The sequence below is a fragment of the Micromonospora sp. CMU55-4 genome (assembly GCF_011602315.1).
Classification (GTDB): Bacteria; Actinomycetota; Actinomycetes; order Mycobacteriales; family Micromonosporaceae; genus Micromonospora; species Micromonospora chalcea.
Genome location: NZ_JAAOLH010000007.1, coordinates 257,788 through 274,739, shown reverse-complemented (window position 1 = coordinate 274,739; position 16,952 = coordinate 257,788). Strand labels below are relative to the sequence as shown.

Here is a 16,952-nt window from a genome sequence, read left to right as displayed (position 1 = left end):
GAAGGAAGAACGCCGATGAGACTCCTCCGTATCGCGCTGGTCGCGGTGACCGCCGTGGCCGCCACCAGCGCCGGCACCCCGGCGAGCGCCGCCGACGCCCCCTACGACGTGCTCGTCTTCTCCAAGACCGCCGGCTTCCGCCACGACTCCATCGCGGTCGGCACGCAGGCCGTGCGGGAGCTTGGCGCGGCGAACAACTTCACCGTCACCGCGACCGAGGACGCCGCCCAGTTCACCACCGCCAACCTGGCCCGTTTCGAGGCGGTGATCTTCCTCAACACCACCGGGGACGTCCTGAACGCCACCCAGCAGTCGGCGTTCGAGGCGTACATCGGCGCCGGGGGCGGGTACGTCGGCGTGCACTCAGCCGCCGACACCGAGTACGACTGGCCGTTCTACGGCAACCTCGTCGGCGCGTGGTTCGCGTCCCACCCGGCCATCCAGCCGGCCACCGTCAAGGTGGAGGACCGGGCGCACGCGGCCACCGCGCACCTGCCGCAGCAGTGGAACCGCACCGACGAGTGGTACGACTACCGCTCCACCGCCCGCTCCACCGCGCACGTGCTGGCCAGTCTCGACGAGTCCTCGTACTCGGGAGGCTCGATGGGCGGCGACCACCCGCACGCCTGGTGCAAGACGTACAGCGGTGGCCGGTCCTTCTACACCGGCGGCGGCCACACCCAGGCCTCCTACGCCGACGCGGCGTTCCGCAACCACCTGCTCGGCGGCATCCGCTACGCGGCCGGGCGCACGAAGGCCGACTGCCGGCCGGAGGCCGGCTACACCGCGCTCTACAACGGCGGCACCACCGGCTGGTCGCAGGCCGGGCCGGGCAGCTTCACCAACACCGACGCCACGCTCACCTCGGTCGGCGGCATGGGCCTGTACTGGTACAGCGCGAAGCAGTTCACCAACTACTCGCTCAAGCTGGACTGGCGGCTGGCCGGTGACGACAACTCGGGCGTGTTCGTCGGCTTCCCGCCGTCGAGCGACCCGAACTCGGCGGTGGACAACGGCTACGAGATCCAGATCGACCCCACCGACGCCGCCGACCGGACCACCGGCGCGATCTACGGCTTCAAGTCCGCCGACCTGGCGGCCCGGGACGCGGCGCTGAACCCGGCGGGGGAGTGGAACACCTACGAGATCCTGGTCGAAGGGGAACGGCTGCAGGTGTTCCTCAACGGGGTACGCATCAACGACTTCACAAACACCGATCCGGTGCGGTCGCTCGCCGGGCACGTCGGCATCCAGAACCACGGCACCGGCGACGACGTGTCGTTCCGCAACATCCGGATCAAGGAGCTGGGCGGGACGCCGCCGCCGACCGGCAACACCACGGTCCAGGCCGAGGCGTTCGGTTCGGCCAGCGGCGTCAGCGCGTACCCCAAGGCCGGCGCCAACGGCGGCCAGACCCTGGGGTACGTGGATCCGGGCGACTGGGCCGCGTACCCGGGGCTGGACCTGACCGGTGTGACGTCGCTGCGCGCCCGGGTGGTCTCCGGCGGGCCCGGCGGCACGCTCCAGGTGCGGACCGGCTCGCCGACCGGACCGCTGCTCGGCCAGGTGGCGGTGCCGAACACCGGCAGCTGGACCACGTTCGCCGACGTGTCCACCGCGCTCACCGGCGTGCCCTCCGGTACGCAGACCGTGCACCTGACGTTCGCCGGCAGCGGCACCGGCCTGTTCGACGTGGACGACTTCACGCTGGTCCGCGGCACCGCAAGCGGTGGCACCGGCCCGATCAAGGGGCTGGCCGGCAAGTGCCTGGACGTGCGGAACGCCTCGTCGGCCGACGGCACCCAGATCCAGCTCTACACCTGCAACGGCTCGACGGCGCAGACGTGGACGGTGACGCCGAACGGGCCGGTGAAGGCGCTGGGCAAGTGCCTGGACGTCTCCGGCGGCGGCAACGCGAACGGCACGAAGATCCAGTTGTGGTCGTGCAACGGCACCGGCGCGCAGACCTGGTCGGCGCAGGCGGACGGGACGCTGCGCAACCCGTCGTCGGGCAAGTGCCTGGACGTGTCCGGCAACAACTCGGCCGACGGCACGGCGGTGCACCTGTGGACGTGCACGGGCGCGGCGAACCAGCGCTGGACCCTGCCCTGAGGTAGGCCATAGAGTGGAGGCGGCGACCGCGAGGTGGCCGGTGACCCGGCGGGAGGCGCAACCCGCCCGGGAGGCAGACGCTCCGGCGTCCACCGGTGCCCTCAGGCCGCCGCCTCCGGTCGTCCTCGCCCCGGTCCGCGACGGAATCCCCCATCACCACAGGGGAGAAGGACAATGGCGCGACCCATCACGCTCTTCACCGGCCAGTGGGCCGACCTTCCGTTCGACGAGGTCTGCCGGCTCGCCGCCGAGTGGGGCTACGACGGACTGGAGATCGCCTGCTGGGGCGACCACTTCGAGGTGGACAAGGCGCTCGCCGACGACTCGTACGTCGAGCGCAAGCGGGCCACCCTGGCCAAGCACAACCTTCAGGTGTTCGCCATCTCCAACCACCTGGTCGGGCAGGCCGTCTGCGACCACCCGATCGACGAGCGGCACCAGGACATCCTGCCGGCCCGGATCTGGGGCGACGGCGAGCCGGAAGGGGTGCGGCAGCGGGCCGCCGAGGAGATCAAGGACACCGCGCGGGCGGCGGCGAAACTCGGCGTACGCACCGTCGTCGGCTTCACCGGCTCGTCCATCTGGCACACGGTGGCCATGTTCCCGCCGGTGCCACCGGCCATGATCGAGCGCGGCTACCAGGACTTCGCCGACAGGTGGAACCCGATCCTGGACGTGTTCGACGAGGTGGGCGTGCGGTTCGCGCACGAGGTGCACCCCAGCGAGATCGCGTACGACTACTGGACCACCAAGCGGACGCTGGAGGCGATCGGGCACCGGGAGGCGTTCGGGCTCAACTGGGACCCGTCGCATTTCGTCTGGCAGGAGCTGGACCCGGTGAACTTCATCTTCGACTTCGCCGAACGGATCTACCACGTCGACTGCAAGGACGCGAAGGTCCGTACCGGGGACGGCCGGCGCGGCCGGCTCTCCTCCCACCTGCCCTGGGCCGACCTGCGGCGCGGCTGGGACTTCGTCTCCACCGGCCACGGTGACGTGCCGTGGGAGGACTGCTTCCGGGCGCTGAACGCGATCGGCTACGACGGCCCGATCTCGGTCGAGTGGGAGGACGCCGGCATGGACCGCCTGGTCGGCGCGCCGGAGGCGCTCCAGTTCGTCCGCCGCCTGGCCTTCGACGCCCCGAGCGCCGCCTTCGACGCTGCCTTCAGCAGCCGCGACTGACCCTCCTCCTGCGCTCGCGATCTTGCACTTGCGGCCCACGTGATGCCGCTTATGCCCGTTTCGGGAGGGCCGCAAGTGCAAGATCGACGGGGTGAGGTGAGGTGAGGGCGGGGGTGGGGGTCAGCGGGCGGCGTAGGTCTGGGTGCTGACCAGGTGGGCCGCGCCGATCAGGGCGGCGGTGTCGCCGAGGTCGGACAGGACGATCGGCAGGCTGCCGGTGGCCAGCGGCGTGGAGCGCCGGTAGACCACGCCCCGGATCTCGGCGAGCAGGACCGGCCCGATCCCGGCCGGCGCGCCCCCGATGATGACGATGGCCGGGTTGACGAAGCTGACCAGCCCGACCAGCACCTGCCCGAGCCGGCGGGCGGCGTCGCGGACGATGGTCTGCGCCGCCGGGTCGCCCTCGGTGGCCGCCGCCGCCACGTCGGCCACCGCCAGCGTCCCGGCCGCGGCCAGCCGGTCCGCGAGCACCGTCGAGCGCCCGGCCCGCGCGGCCGTCACCGCCTCCCGCACCAGCGCGGCATCCCCGCAGTACGCCTCGACGCACCCGTTGTTGCCGCAGCCGCAGAGCGGCCCGTCCTCGCTGAGCTGGAGGTGGCCGATGTCGCCGGCCCCGCTGGCCGCGCCCCGGTAGAGCGAACCGGCGAGCACAAGCCCGCAGCCGACCGCGTCGCCCAGCTTGACGGCGAGGAAGTCGTCGAACGGGCGGCCGGTGCCGGCGTGCCGTTCACCGAGGGCCATCGCGTTGGCGTCGTTGTCGACCTGCACCGGGCAGCCCAGCTCGGCGGCGAGCGTGTCGCGTACCGGGAAGCGGTGCCAGCCGGGCAGGGCCGGCGGGGAGACCGGCGTGCCGTCGCGGACCTCGACCGGCGCGGGCAGCGCGACACCGACGCCGGTCAGCGACGTCAGCCCCGCCTCGACGCGCAGCTTGCCGAGCAGCTCGACCATGCGTCCGACCACCACGTCCGGGCCGAGCCGGACGTCCACCGGCTCGTCGTGCCGGGCCAGCGGGTTCAGCTCGCCGTCGGTGAGCGCGACCCGCAGCGTGCCGCCGCCGACGAGCACCGCGCCGAACCGGACCTGCGCGCCGATGCGCAGCAGCGACGACCGTCGCCCGCCCCGCGAGGCAGCCGGGCCGGCGCTCTCCACCAGGCCCAGCGCGGTCAACCGGTCCACCTCGGCGGCGAACCGGGCCCGCGGCAGGCCGAGGAGGTCGGTCAGCTCGACCCGGGACCGCGGGCCGTCGTCGCGCAGCAGGCGCAGCAGCCGCGCCTGATCCGCCGTTTCCGGTCCGACCATCGGCATGTGGTCACCTCCCCACGGAGAATGTGCCACATCGGCGCCCGAGCACACGGGAGCGGGCCGGTCACCCGGAGGTGACCGGCCCGCTGTCCGCTTGCGTCAGAGCGTGTTGCCGGTGGACGGCTTGGTGCTCGTGCCGGTCGTGGTCGAGCCGGACGCGCTGGTCGAACTGGTCGAGCCCGTGCCGTTGGCGCTGCGGCTGCCGACCGCGGCCGGCGTGCCCGCGAACGGCTTGTCGGCCTCGGTCATGCCCGGCTTGCCACCGTTGCCGGTGGCGAGCTTCTCACCCAGCTTGGTCTGCCCCAGCTTGTCCTTGCCCTCGGAGTAGAGCCGGGTCGCCTGGGCCTGCGCGACCCCGGCCGCCTCCTGGACGGTCGGGTGGTCGAGCACCTTGCGCCCCCGGACCACCAGCTCCTCGTACTTCTCCCGGCCGGCACGGGCGCCCAGGACGAATCCCGCAGCCAGCCCGCCAAGAAACATGATCTTTCCGCGCATGGCGGCTCCTTCCGTACCTGACGCTCTTGCCGATTTCCGCCGGCTCGGCGGAACGACCATCTTGCGCCTGCGTTCTCTGTCGACGGCTAACTACCCATCCTGCTCTCCGCTCATGCCTCCCTGCGCCGAGATGACGATTTGTCCGTAATCCTGGCGCGTCCGCCGGTCCGGTCCTCCTCCGGCAACCCCCTGGCGCACAACCCCCCGATGTCCTGTACTCTTGTCCCCGTCGCACGGAGCGGAGAGATCCGATCCGAGCGGTGCACGGTCCCCTGTAGCTCAATTGGCAGAGCAGCCGGCTGTTAACCGGCAGGTTATTGGTTCGAGTCCAATCGGGGGAGCTTCGCTCCACGTCACGCCCGTCGGCCCTGCCGGCGGGCGTTTCCCGTTCCGGCCCCTCGCGTGTCCCGGCTGCCCGGTTTCCGCCCGCGAGTCGTCACTCGCCCGGCAGGATGGTCGGCGTCGACCTAGACTCCCGCTGCGTCGATTGTTGCGTCGATTCGAGGACGGTGGAGATGGCCGCAGGACGCAGCCGCTGGACCGCGACGCTGATCGCGGTAGCCGTGGTGCTCGGCTGGCTGATCATCGGCGGCGTCGCCGGGCCGTACTCGGGCAAGCTCGGCGAGGTCTCCACCAACGACAACGCCTCCTTCCTGCCGGCCGACGCCGAGGCCACCCGCGCGCAGGACCTGGCCGCCGGATTCGTCGACCGGGAGACCACGCCGGCGCTCGTGGTCTACGAACGCGCCGGTGGCCTCACCCCGGCCGACCAGCAACGGATCCAGGCCGACGCGGCCCGCTTCGCCGACGTACCGGGCGTGGTCGGCCCGCTGCCGCCACCGGTCGTCAGCCAGGACCGGCAGGCCGCCCAGGTGATCGTGCCGATCGACAGCGGCGAGGGCGAACAGATCCGCGCGGTGGTGGAACGCCTGCGCGACATCGCCGGCCCGGACCGCGACGGGCTCACCGTCGACGTCGCCGGACCCGCCGGGCTGCTCGGCGACCTGATCGAGGTGTTCGGCGCGATCGATGGACCGCTGCTGCTCGTCACCCTCACCGTGGTCCTGGTCATCCTCCTCGTCGTCTACCGCAGCCCGGTGCTGTGGATCTTCCCGCTGCTGGCCGCCGGGATGTCGTACTCGCTGGCGGCCGTCTTCGTCTACCTGCTCGCCGACCACGACATCGTCAAGCTCAACGGGCAGGCACAGGGCATCCTCACCGTGCTCGTGTTCGGCGCCGGCACCGACTACGCGCTGCTGCTCATCGCCCGCTACCGGGAGGAACTGCACCGGCACGAGCGGCCCTGGGACGCGATGAAGACCGCCTGGAAGGGCGCCGCGCCGGCCATCGTCGCCTCCGGCGCCACAGTCATCGTCAGCCTGCTCTGCCTGCTGCTGTCCAGTCTCAACTCCAACCGGGCGCTCGGCCCGGTGAGCGCCGTCGGCATCGCCGCCACGCTGCTGGTGATGCTCACGTTCCTGCCCGCGCTGCTGGTCCTCGGCGGCAGGTGGGCGTTCTGGCCCCGGCGGCCCCGGCACGACGAGGCCGACCCGCGCGCCGAGCACGGCATCTGGGCGCGGATCGCCGGCTTCGTGGCGCGCCGCTCCCGTACCGTCTGGGTCGTCACCGCCGTGGCGCTCGCCGTGCTCGCGATCGGGGTGACCCAGCTCGGCGCCACCACGCTCGGCCAGTCCCAGCTGTTCACCCAGCGCACCGACTCGGTGGCCGGGCAGGAGGTCATCGACAGGCACTTCCCGGCCGGCACCGGCAGCCCCGCCACCATCTTCACCACCCAGGACACCGCGCGGCAGGTCGCCCAGGTGGCGCAGGGCGTACCGGGAGTGGCCTCGGTGCTGCCGCTCGGCCAGCGCGGCGAGAACGCGCCGCCCGACCCGAACGCGCCCCCCAAGGTGGTCGACGGGCGGGTGCAGCTCAACGTCACGCTCGCCGACGCGCCGGACAGCAACGGCGCCGAGCGGACCATCCGCGACCTGCGCGAGGCGGTGCACCGGGTGCCCGGCGCGGACGCCGTGGTCGGCGGCTTCACCGCGATCAACGTGGACACCGCCGACGCCTCCGTCCGCGACCGCAACGTGATCATCCCGGTGGTGCTGCTGGTCATCGCGGTCATCCTGGCCGTGCTGCTGCGCGCCCTGGTCGCCCCGGTGCTGCTGATCGCCACGGTGGTGCTGTCGTTCCTGGCCACGCTCGGCCTCTGCGCGCTGCTGTTCAAGTACGTGTTCGACTTCCCCGGCGTCGACCAGTCGTTCCCGCTGTTCGCGTTCGTCTTCCTGGTCGCGCTCGGCATCGACTACAACATCTTCCTGATGAGCCGGGTCCGGGAGGAATCGGTACGCCGCGGCACCCGCGCCGGTGTGCTCGTCGGCCTGGCCGTCACCGGCGGCGTGATCACCTCCGCCGGCATCGTGCTCGCCGCCACGTTCTCCGCGCTCGCCGTACTGCCGCTCGTTGTGCTCGTCGAGCTGGGCGTGGCCGTCGCCGTCGGCGTCCTGCTCGACACCATAGTGGTCCGCTCGCTGCTGGTGCCCGCGCTCGCGTACGACATCGGGCCGAAGGTCTGGTGGCCGGGCCGGTTGTCGCGGTCGCACCGCGAGGGCGACCGGGCCGGCGCGGGGGTGGACCGTGCCTGACACCGACGTGGTGGTCGTCGGCGGCGGCCTGGCCGGTCTCGCCGCCGCCCGGCGGCTGCACCGGGCCGGCGTGCCCTGGCGGCTGCTGGAGGCGAGCGACCGGCTCGGCGGGCGGGTCGCCACCGACCGCGTCGACGGGTTCCTGCTGGACCGCGGCTTCCAGGTGCTGAACACCGCGTACCCACGGCTGGCCGGCCTGGTCGACGTCGGCGCCCTCGAGATGGGCTGGTTCACGCCCGGCGTGCTGGTGCGCCGCGGCGACCGGCTGGAACGACTCGTCAACCCGCTGCGCGAGCCCGCCGGCGCGCCCGCCACGCTCACCGCCGGCATCGGGACACTGACCGACCGGCTGCGCTTCGGCGCGCTCGCCGCCGGCTACGCGACGCTGCCGGTCGGGCGGCTGCTCAACACACCCGAGACCAGCGCCGAGAAGGCGCTGCGCCGGGCCGGGCTCTCCGACGCGATCATCGAGGAACTGCTCCGGCCGTTCCTGTCCGGCGTGCTGCTCGACCGCGAGCTGGCCACCTCCAGCCACGTCCTCGCGGTCATCATGCGCTCCTTCGCCCGGGGCCGCATCGGCCTGCCCGCGGACGGCATGGCGGCGCTGCCCCGGGCGCTCGCCGCGCCGCTGCCCGCCGAGCTGATCGACCTGAACACCCCGGTCACCGAGGTCGCGCCCGGCCGCGTCCGCACCCCGTCCGGCGAGATCACCTGCCGCGCCGTCGTGGTCGCGGCCGACCCGCCGGCGGCGGCCACGCTGCTGCCCGGGCTGCCGAGGGTACGCATGCACGCCTACACCACCTATTACCACCGCACCGAGACGGCGCCACTGGACGAGCCGATCCTGCTGCTCGACGGCGACCGGCGGGAAACGATCGCCAACACGGTGGTGGTGAGCCGGGCCGCGCCCACGTACGCCCCGGATGGCCAGCACCTGGTCGCCACCTCGGTGGTCGGCCCGCAGACCCCACCCGAACCGGTGATCCGCCGCGAGCTGGACCGCCTCTACGGCCGCTCCACCGCCGACTGGACCCACCTCACCACCGTCACCGTGCCGGACGCGCTGCCCGCCGCCCCGCCGCCGCAGGGCCGCCTGCGCAAGCCGGTCGCGCTCGGCGACGGCCTGTACGTGGCCGGGGACCACCGGGACAGCCCGTCCATCCAGGGCGCGCTCGCCAGCGGCTGGCGCACGGTCGGCGCCGTCCTCGCCGATCTGCGGCGCGCGTAGAGCCGTTGGCCGGTGGGTTGCGCGTTGTTATCCTCGCGTAGCCCATCGTGCTGTCGCGGTAGTCTTTCCGCCCGGCCGGTGGTGGTCCGCGAAACGATCGGCGGGTTACGATCCGGCGCGGTGACGGGGCGGTAGCTCAGCCGGTTAGAGCAGGGGACTCATAATCCCTCGGTCGCGGGTTCGAACCCCGCCCGCCCCACCAAGCCGTTTCTCCAGCTCAGCCATGGTGCCGACGGCTCGGGTGCACTGCGTCGAGGTCATGGCCGCCTTCACATTGGCCCCTCCGCCACCGCGACACTGGCCGCCGTTGTGCCGCAGCTCGTGCGGCGTCCGGTTCGCAAGCTCGATCGACGCCGAAGCCCGGTCGAAGACCCGGCGACGGAAGTTGTTGTTACGCAACACCTCGCCCGTTGGGGATGTGAACACCAGCTCGTCACCGGGGCACATCAGTGGGCGTCGGGACGTGCGGTCTGCCGATGGGTGGTTGGTTCGGAATCCTTGGTGTCAGGGGACCGACGGAGGCCAGCGATGCCTGCGCCAGTCCTCCCACGTCGCGAATTCTGCCGGCGGGCAGTCGACGGGTTCACTGCCGTCGAGTTCCCCTTCGGTCGGGATGCTGATGAGGGCAGCCCACCTGTCGAGTTCCTCGTCGGACATGTGCCACGTCGTGTGCGGCTCTTCGGCTTGGCGTTGGTCGAGTCGTCTCCGTTGCTCGGCCGGTGGGAGTTCGAAGTAGCGCATCTCCACCGCCGCGCCGAGGTCGGCAGCTGCCTGCCGTAGCGCGGAGCGCTCATCTCGACCCCAGAGGCCGAAGTCGATGACGACGTTGATGCCGAGATTGAGGGCGCGCAGCCCAATCTCGATGAGCCGTCCTTCGATCACGTCCGAGGCCGACGGCGGGTTCGCGAGGCCGTACAGGGCCTTTACCCACTCGTCCTTCGTGAGGCGAAGAGCCTGCTCCTCGACTTCTATGCGCCGCGCTTCTGTGGTCTTCCCGGTGCCTGGCAGTCCTACCGTCAGGAACAGAGTCGGTCGTGTCGTCATCGTTTCCCCATCTGAACGGTCGCGCCATCATCGCTGACGCTCGCTCATGCCGCGACCAGCGCGTAGGTGTCGCCGATCAGTTGGCGGACGGGTGTCGCGCATCAGCCGACGGAAGACAAGAGTTCTACACCGCGAACTGCCGAATTGGCCTCTTTAGGATCAAGGCGGCCTGCTGGCGGCGCAAGCGCCGGCATCGGCCGGGCCGGCCGGCCACGCTGACGGGGCCTACCAAGGGCTTGAAGGGCTGTGAGGCGGGACGATCGGCGTAGGCGTCGCTCCCAGTTGAGGTTGGGGCGATCGGCTGCCGCGCAGCGGAACTGCTTGCCCCCGGCCTCTCGTAGGTCGCCGAATGCGGTTTGACGACGATGAGGGCCAGGGCGTGAACCGTCCCCGGGTGCCCGATCCTCTACGCCACCCGCCCGGCGTCAAGGGCGCTGCGCGTCGGTATGCCGATGGCCTACAGCCATCCTTGACCCCAACCGGGCACCGCAGTTTTTGGCACCTATCCGGGGGACGGGGGCAGACTGGCGGCTATCCGTCGAGGATCTGGACGGTCTGCGACGGCATCTTGATCCAGAGGGGCAGCCTTGGATGTGAACCGCGACGAATCAACGGTGACCGTCCCACTTGACCGGGCGATCGAGGTAGCTCGCTTCCTTGAGTGCCTCACCCGCTCGATTGACCGGATCGGTTCAAGGATGGCAGGCGGCCATGCAGACGCCGGGACCGTCGACCGCTTCATCGACGAGTGGCTGATCGGCCCTCAAGCGTCTCGGGCGCGAAGGGTCCTATGGGATGCCATCAGTCAGGTGATCGGTGAGGAGGCGGTGGAGGGAATCGCTGAAGCAGTGCCCAGATTCCCGGACGCCCCACCTGATGAGGTGGGACGGCTTCGACAGGAGCTGTCGGCGTGGCAGAAGGCGCTCGATGGGTAGCCGCCTCTTGCGGGACGAGAGGCTTGCGGGCAGTTCGCACCCAGTCCGCAAGAGGCCGACCGCCTCTGGGGGAGTGGTGAGAGATATCGAGAGGTGTTTCCGCTGGTGAGAGCCCATTCAGGCAGGTCGCTGGGTCGCCCATCTTGATCTCATGATTCCTCGGTGGCGGGGTCGAAACCCGCCCGCCCCACCAGCCGTTTTCCCAGCTCAACTACGATCAGGACGTCATCGCGGTGCAACGCCGGGGCGTGACCATTGCGCGGTGGGGCGGCCGTCGAGACGCCACGGGTGCCCGGCGACCCGCGGCCAGCCTTCAGGCGAGTTCTCCCAGTTCTCCTGCCGGCCGTACACCGTGAGGTCCAGGGCGTGGTAGGTGGTCATCAACGCCTCCACGCCCCGCCCGGTGGTCCAGTAGGTCTCGTAGACCTTGTCGCCGTCGCGCAGGTAGCACGCGATGAACCCGAAGTGACGACCGTCGGCCAGAGCCGGGTCGGAGTCCTTCGCCGAATACCAGGGGAACCGGTAGCCCATGAACTCCGCGAACGGGGCGCTTTCGTCGTAGGGACCCTCGCAGAACACGGCGTAGGTGACGTCCCGAGCGTGCAGGTAGTCCAGCGTCTGCATGTGACAGGTCGAGAAGGTACACCCCTCACACTGGTGCTCGTACGGTTTGCCGTCGTGCCACATGTGGAAGTACGCGATGAGCATCCGGCGGCCCTCGAACACCTCCACCAGTGGGGTGTCCCCGCCCGGGCCCCGCACCGTCACCGTCGGCATCAAGGTCATCGGTAGCTGACGACGAGCGGCTGCGATCGCGTCTCCTTCGCGGGTGTGGGCCTTCTCCCGTACCAGCAGTTCGTCGCGCTTGCGCAGCCAGGTCTCCCGGTCGACGACCGGGGGCGCGGCGGCGCTGGACGCGGGGGTTGCCGTCATGACTGTCTCCTTTGTGGAGTGGGGATCGGTCACAGGTACAGACGACCGAGCCGGCGATTGTCATCGGTGACCGATGACGGATGGGGGCCACGGTCGTCAGTACGGTTGTGAGCACCACTCAGCCCCGGGGAAATCACATGTCCGACTCGCCTGACGAGCAGGCGGTCTGGCTGCAGCGCGCCTTCGACGAGCACCGGCGTGAGCTACACGTCCACTGCTACCGCCTCGTCGGGAACGTCACCGACGCGGACGACCTGGTGCAGGAGACCTTCCTGCGTGCCTGGCGGGCTCGCCACCGCTTCGAGGGTCGGGCGTCGGCGCGCACCTGGTTGTACCGGATCGCCACGAACGTCTTCCTCGACAGCCGCAAGGCGGCCGGTCGACGGGCGGTGCCGTACGGTGATCCGCTGGAGTGGTCCACCGAGCTCGGTCCCTATCCCGACGCCCTGCTTGCCGACGATGCGCAGGCCGGTCTCGCCGCTCGGGAGACCGTCGAGCTGGCCGTGATCGCAGCGCTCATGTACCTGCCGCCGCGGCAGCGGGCGGCCTTCGTGCTGCGCGACGTCCACGGCTGGACGCCACAGGAGATCGCCGCCGCGCTCGACACCGCCGTAGCGGCCGTCAACAGCCTCCTCCAGCGGGCCCGCCACACCCTTCGGGGACGCGCTCCGTCGGACCCGAAGGACTGGCGCCGCCCGCAGCTCACCAGTGAGGACGAAGAGATCCTGCGCCGCTACGCCGACGCGAAGGACCCGGAGACGATACGGGAACTGCTCGCCGAGGACGTACGGATCACGATGCCGCCCGAGCCGCCGGTCGTCGGGATCGACGCGGCCGCGGAGTTCCTCGGCCGACCGCTCGACTGGCGTACGTTCCCCACCTCGGCCAACGGGCGCCCGGCACTGATCAACTATCTCCGCCGGCCCGGCAGCCGGCACTACGAGGCGTTGGTCGTCGACGTACTCCGGATCGAGAACGGGAAGATCGTAGAGAGCAACGCCTTCATCGGTGCCCGTCACGTCGCCGCCTTCGGCATGCCCACCACGCTCGAGCCCTAGACAAGTAAGCCTCAAGCTCAGGATTCCTACGAACTCGGCGGTTTGGTTCCGTCGCAGGGGACACCGACACCTAGTTGTACATGCGCCGTCTGCCCCCGCGACGTGATGGTGAGCGGTAGGCAGGCCGGCCGCGCAACCCAGGTGCCGCCGACGAAGGCCAGCCACTGAGGTCGGTCATCGACAGGTGCGCAGGCGCGCACGTGGGCGCTCACGGCCGGCACCACTGACGAGCCCCATCCGAGACGCGCCTTGTCCTCCCAGCCGGATGCCACCCGAAGATCGACCACTGCGCCGCCGCGTATGACCAGGCCCCATTTGGCGAACAGCCGGGCTGCCGGGTCCGGTTGCCCCGATTCCGCTACTTGAAGCACCGGCCGGGCAGGTACCGCGACGTCCTCTCCCACGAGCCGATAACCCGCCGGCGGTTCCGTGATCGTATCGACCGATTTGGTGCACGACTCCTGCCCGGCGCCCACGTCAGCTGACGGGGTCGCGCTGGGGTCGGTGCCCAGAGACGCAGTTGGCGTGGGTGGTCTGGCCCCACCCTGGCCGGTACCGCTTGAGGACGTACAGGCTGCCGGTGCCGCCATCAGGAAGATGCTGAGCGGCCACCACACCATGCGGCTGGTCCTTCTCACGCGCATCACCTCCTGAACGGCGAGGCCTTCGACGGTAAGGGCGCGACTCGTGAAGCGTCACCGTACCGGAAAACGGGATGCGTGCGATGCCGCCAATCTTGATCTCGTAATCCCACGGTCGCGGATGCGAACTCCGCCCCGCCAGGTCAACGACGTCCTACGCCACCACTCCGCCCATTCGGTTACCAGTCTCGCGCCGGCGCAGATTTGATCATCGGACCAAGTCCTCAGTGGAGCGCGATATTCGACCAGAAGTCGTGTTGCTGACATCCGAACCGGCCGAATGTCTGATCCTGGCATCAGCGCGCGAACGCCAGGATCGATTTCAAGCCGGTTGAACGATCCTCGCAAGTTGCGGGTGTGCTGCCGGTCGATCCTCGACGCATTGTCGCGTCGTCTGCATTGTCCCGCTGACCTCTTTTCCTTCCGTCCGAAGGAGTGCTGTGCCAGTTACCAGGCAATTCGCGGTGCATGGAGCGGATCCGGTCCTCATCGAGGTCGATGGCCAGGACCTGGATATTCGTGGCGAGAGCGCCGGCATCGGACCGGTGGGCCGCAGCGGTCGTACCGAACCGAGATCCTTCGAGGAGTCCCTTCGGAGCGTACGCGCGGCGGCTCTGGAGGCCATGCGTGTGTTCCGCGAGGACCTGGGGCCGAGCGAGGTCAAGCTCACCTTCGCGGTGAAGATGACGGCTGAGATGAACGCCGTCATCGCGAAGACCGCGTACGAAGGAAACCTCGGTGTCGAACTGGTCTGGCGACGGGAAGACTCCGCACCGAAATGATCACCTCCTCTGAACCCTGGCGGCTGCGGATCCGAGCCACGACGAATGATGGTGCTCCGTCGCAGGTGCTGGGAACCGCATTCGTCGTGGCGCCGGGCGTGGCCCTCACGTGCGCTCACGTGGTCGAGGGCCGGGTCCGGTGCTGGGCGGAGGCGCCGGGGGGCTGGGGCTCGGGCCAGGTCTGTTCCACCCGCTACGCGGTGCCGGGCTGGAGTCCGGGCCGGTACGACGGGACCGACGTGGCAGTCGTCGACGTGCCGGAGAGCTGGCCTACGGCGCCGCTCGGGCCCAGTGCGCCGCCGCGGCCGGAGACGCCGCTCGACGCGCTCGGCTTTCCGGAACAGTATTCGGCGGCGGACGACCGCGGTCAGCGGACCCGGGTCCAGGTCATCGGGCCTGATGAGACCGGGAAGCTCATCCAGGTGAACGGTCTGCCCGGATTCGACGGCCAGATCCAGCGCGGATACAGCGGCGGCCCCGTTGTCGACGTCACGTCGGGCCGCGTCGTCGGCATGGTTTCGACCGCCGACATGGACAAGAGGCTGCGGATCTCGTGGATCATCCCGCTCGCCACGCTGGCTGAGGCCTGGCCGCCGTTGGCGGACCTGCTCCCGGAGCAGATCCGCGTCGACCCGGAATTCGTCGAGGCGGTCGCTGCTCTCAACAATGGGGCGTACGCGCGGGCCCTGGAGCGCTTCAACACGCTCGTGAACATGTATCCACGCGAAGTCGATGTCTACTACTACCGGGTGCTGGCCGCTCTCGGCGGCCGACGCCCCGGCGGGTACCGGTACGAGGTGATCCGGGCGATGGAGAATCTGCTGCAGATCGGCATTCAGATCGAGCCCGGCTATACGAGCAACCATTTGCGAGCCCTCTGGGCGCTGATCATCGAGGACTACTACGAAATCCGTGGCATTCCGACCGACCGCTCCAGGCTGCGCGGCCTTCAGGCGGCGCTGTCGGGCGTCGGCAGTGATCGCGCCCGCGAGATCATCAACCACGTTCCTGCTGTCGAGTGCCCGACCTGGCAGGGGCTCAGCCGAAACCAGGGGATCTGATGCATCCTGAACAACGCGCAGAGCGAGCCGGCAAGTATTTCGCGCCCGAACCGTCCACGCCGGTAGCCCAGTACGTCAAGCTGGCATTCGGTGGCGGACTCCTGCTGATGGCCCTGGTGATGTTCGCCGTCGGTGACGCGGCGATCTGTCTCGGATTCCTCTGTGGGGTCGGCGGCGCGGTGCTCGTCGTCCTGGGGCTCATCGGGCTCCTGAACTATGCGGAGGCGCGCCGGCGCGCCTATCCCCGGGCGACCGATCAGGAGATGGACGCCTGGCTGTACGGGGCCGAGGAAGCCATCGCGCAGATGGGCTACCGGCGGCTGAACATCCACCCCACCGAGCTTTCCCAGGGCAGGCAGCCCTATCTCGTCTTCTACGGAATCCCCGAGCTGTTCTCGGTTCTCCCGTTCCACTGGAACAGGGGACGGGACGGCAAACTCCGCTACTCCGCGTACAAGATCATGATCGTCTACATGTCGAACTGGCGCCTGCCGGTGTACGAGTGCGTGCTCGACATCGCCACCGGGTTCACGATCCGCGACTCCACAAAGGAGTACGCGCTCGGCAACGTGGACGGGATGGAGACGTCCGCGGACCGGGTGAGCGTCTTCAACGAGCAGTGGAAACCCGGCTCCGACGGCAACAGCGGCGGGGTCTTCTCGGGAGCCATCGGCAACGGGCCGAACATGGGTGCACAGTTCGGGCACTACACGCAGCGCCAGATCATCAAACTGCTCGTCTCCGGCCGGGTGGCTGTCGACCTCTGGCTGGGGATCGCGCCCAACGAGGCGATGGGTATCCAGGGTGTGACGGAGCCGTCCTCCGTGGACAGGATGATCTCCCAACTCCGCGAGCACTTGCGGGAACACAGCGGCTCCGCGTATCCCGACGCGCCCGCGGCGTTGAGTGGACCCGCTGTGCCGTCGGGTGCGGACCCGACCGCTCTGTTGATGCCGCCGCCGTCCGAAGGTCACACGACCGAGCCGATCCGCCAGCGTCCTCCTGGCGAGGAGAACGAACAACGCCCCGCGTGAGTCGAGCGCCCCGTCCGTCGTGTGAGTCCGGGCGGCGGACGGGGACGGCGATCAGCCCGTGCGGTTGGTGGCCATCCACGCGGTCGCGAAGTCGACCAGGGCGCGTTGGCGCATCAGCCTGGCCGTCGCGCTGCCGACCCGGCCGGTCGTCGCGCCGCCGGTGGCCTCGAAGTCGGCGCCCAGCCGGTTGAAGTCGTCCTCGTCGGTGACGACGTCGGTCCACGTGGTCCACCGGCTCGTTCCGTCCGGCAGCCGTACCGCCGAGCCCGTCACCGCCCGCGGCGGCGACGCCTGCCGCCATTCCGCCAGGTGCAGCGAGGTGTTGGAGCTGTGTTCGCAGCCGAGCAGCAGCACCGGTGCGGCCTGGTCCACGCGGCGCAGTGTAGGCGGAGCTCTGAGCAGGATTCTCGCCGATTCCGGGATAGCGGCGGCGTCCCCGCGCGTCTGTCACTGGTGAACGAGGAGACGAGGGTGGTGCGGTGGACGAGGACGAG

Annotated in this window: 14 protein-coding genes and 2 tRNA genes; 11 read left to right on the top strand and 5 right to left on the bottom strand. The window is 70.1% G+C overall.

The window, feature by feature from the left end:
• Positions 1 to 15: 15 nt before the first annotated feature.
• Complete coding sequence (locus tag HA073_RS15340; protein WP_166456709.1) at positions 16 to 2,112, top strand: ThuA domain-containing protein; 2,097 nt, start codon at positions 16 to 18, stop codon at positions 2,110 to 2,112.
• 174 nt (positions 2,113 to 2,286) lie between these two features.
• A complete protein-coding gene (locus HA073_RS15335; RefSeq protein ID WP_166456708.1) occupies positions 2,287 to 3,294 on the top strand; it encodes a sugar phosphate isomerase/epimerase in 1,008 nt (335 codons plus the stop codon).
• A gap of 120 nt (positions 3,295 to 3,414) precedes the next feature.
• Here the strand turns inward: HA073_RS15335 and HA073_RS15330 are convergent, their stop codons facing one another.
• The gene (locus HA073_RS15330) at positions 3,415 to 4,599 is read right to left on the bottom strand and encodes an ROK family transcriptional regulator (RefSeq protein WP_166456707.1); all 1,185 of its coding nucleotides are present in this window, start codon (positions 4,597 to 4,599) and stop codon (positions 3,415 to 3,417) included.
• A gap of 96 nt (positions 4,600 to 4,695) precedes the next feature.
• Complete coding sequence (locus HA073_RS15325) at positions 4,696 to 5,091, bottom strand: hypothetical protein (protein ID WP_030503967.1); 396 nt, start codon at positions 5,089 to 5,091, stop codon at positions 4,696 to 4,698.
• Between the two features lie 268 nt (positions 5,092 to 5,359).
• On the opposite strand from HA073_RS15325, the gene HA073_RS15320 reads away from it, so the two are divergent.
• The 4 genes from HA073_RS15320 to HA073_RS15305 all read left to right on the top strand — a co-directional run bounded on the left by HA073_RS15320 (position 5,360) and on the right by HA073_RS15305 (position 9,172).
• A tRNA-Asn gene (locus tag HA073_RS15320) sits at positions 5,360 to 5,432 on the top strand.
• A gap of 174 nt (positions 5,433 to 5,606) precedes the next feature.
• On the top strand, positions 5,607 to 7,742 hold the full coding sequence (locus tag HA073_RS15315) for an MMPL family transporter (protein ID WP_064448175.1): 2,136 nt from the start codon (positions 5,607 to 5,609) through the stop codon (positions 7,740 to 7,742).
• The gene (locus tag HA073_RS15310) at positions 7,735 to 8,970 is read left to right on the top strand and encodes an FAD-dependent oxidoreductase (RefSeq protein WP_166456706.1); all 1,236 of its coding nucleotides are present in this window, start codon (positions 7,735 to 7,737) and stop codon (positions 8,968 to 8,970) included. The genes HA073_RS15315 and HA073_RS15310 overlap by 8 nt, the downstream gene beginning before the upstream one ends.
• A gap of 125 nt (positions 8,971 to 9,095) precedes the next feature.
• A tRNA-Ile gene (locus HA073_RS15305) sits at positions 9,096 to 9,172 on the top strand.
• A 302-nt stretch (positions 9,173 to 9,474) separates the two neighbouring features.
• On the opposite strand, the gene HA073_RS15300 is transcribed toward HA073_RS15305, so the two are convergent.
• Positions 9,475 to 10,014: an ATP-binding protein gene (locus HA073_RS15300; RefSeq protein WP_069088881.1), complete on the bottom strand. Its 540-nt coding sequence runs from the start codon at positions 10,012 to 10,014 to the stop codon at positions 9,475 to 9,477.
• 593 nt (positions 10,015 to 10,607) lie between these two features.
• On the opposite strand from HA073_RS15300, the gene HA073_RS15295 reads away from it, so the two are divergent.
• The gene (locus HA073_RS15295) at positions 10,608 to 10,949 is read left to right on the top strand and encodes a hypothetical protein (protein WP_309228030.1); all 342 of its coding nucleotides are present in this window, start codon (positions 10,608 to 10,610) and stop codon (positions 10,947 to 10,949) included.
• 225 nt (positions 10,950 to 11,174) lie between these two features.
• Here the strand turns inward: HA073_RS15295 and HA073_RS15290 are convergent, their stop codons facing one another.
• Positions 11,175 to 11,882 (bottom strand): DUF899 family protein, encoded by a 708-nt coding sequence (locus tag HA073_RS15290; protein WP_166456705.1) that lies wholly within the window; start codon positions 11,880 to 11,882, stop codon positions 11,175 to 11,177.
• A gap of 137 nt (positions 11,883 to 12,019) precedes the next feature.
• Here HA073_RS15290 and HA073_RS15285 point away from each other — a divergent pair, with 137 nt between their 5' ends.
• From HA073_RS15285 to HA073_RS15270, 4 genes are all read left to right on the top strand, one after another.
• Positions 12,020 to 12,940 carry an RNA polymerase subunit sigma-70 gene (locus HA073_RS15285; RefSeq protein ID WP_166456704.1) on the top strand — a complete coding sequence of 307 codons (921 nt, stop codon included), beginning with the start codon at positions 12,020 to 12,022 and terminating at the stop codon, positions 12,938 to 12,940.
• A gap of 1,081 nt (positions 12,941 to 14,021) precedes the next feature.
• Complete coding sequence (locus HA073_RS15280) at positions 14,022 to 14,363, top strand: CU044_2847 family protein (RefSeq protein ID WP_069088884.1); 342 nt, start codon at positions 14,022 to 14,024, stop codon at positions 14,361 to 14,363.
• Positions 14,360 to 15,424, top strand: a complete 1,065-nt coding sequence (locus HA073_RS15275; protein ID WP_166456703.1) for a serine protease — start codon at positions 14,360 to 14,362, stop codon at positions 15,422 to 15,424. Before HA073_RS15280 ends, HA073_RS15275 begins: the two co-directional genes overlap by 4 nt.
• Entirely contained in the window at positions 15,424 to 16,458 is a 1,035-nt protein-coding gene (locus HA073_RS15270) for a hypothetical protein (RefSeq protein WP_147265137.1), read from the top strand. The genes HA073_RS15275 and HA073_RS15270 overlap by 1 nt, the downstream gene beginning before the upstream one ends.
• 51 nt (positions 16,459 to 16,509) lie before the next feature.
• Here the strand turns inward: HA073_RS15270 and HA073_RS15265 are convergent, their stop codons facing one another.
• Positions 16,510 to 16,830 carry an AAC(3) family N-acetyltransferase gene (locus HA073_RS15265; RefSeq protein WP_309228027.1) on the bottom strand — a complete coding sequence of 107 codons (321 nt, stop codon included), beginning with the start codon at positions 16,828 to 16,830 and terminating at the stop codon, positions 16,510 to 16,512.
• Positions 16,831 to 16,952 lie beyond the last annotated feature (122 nt).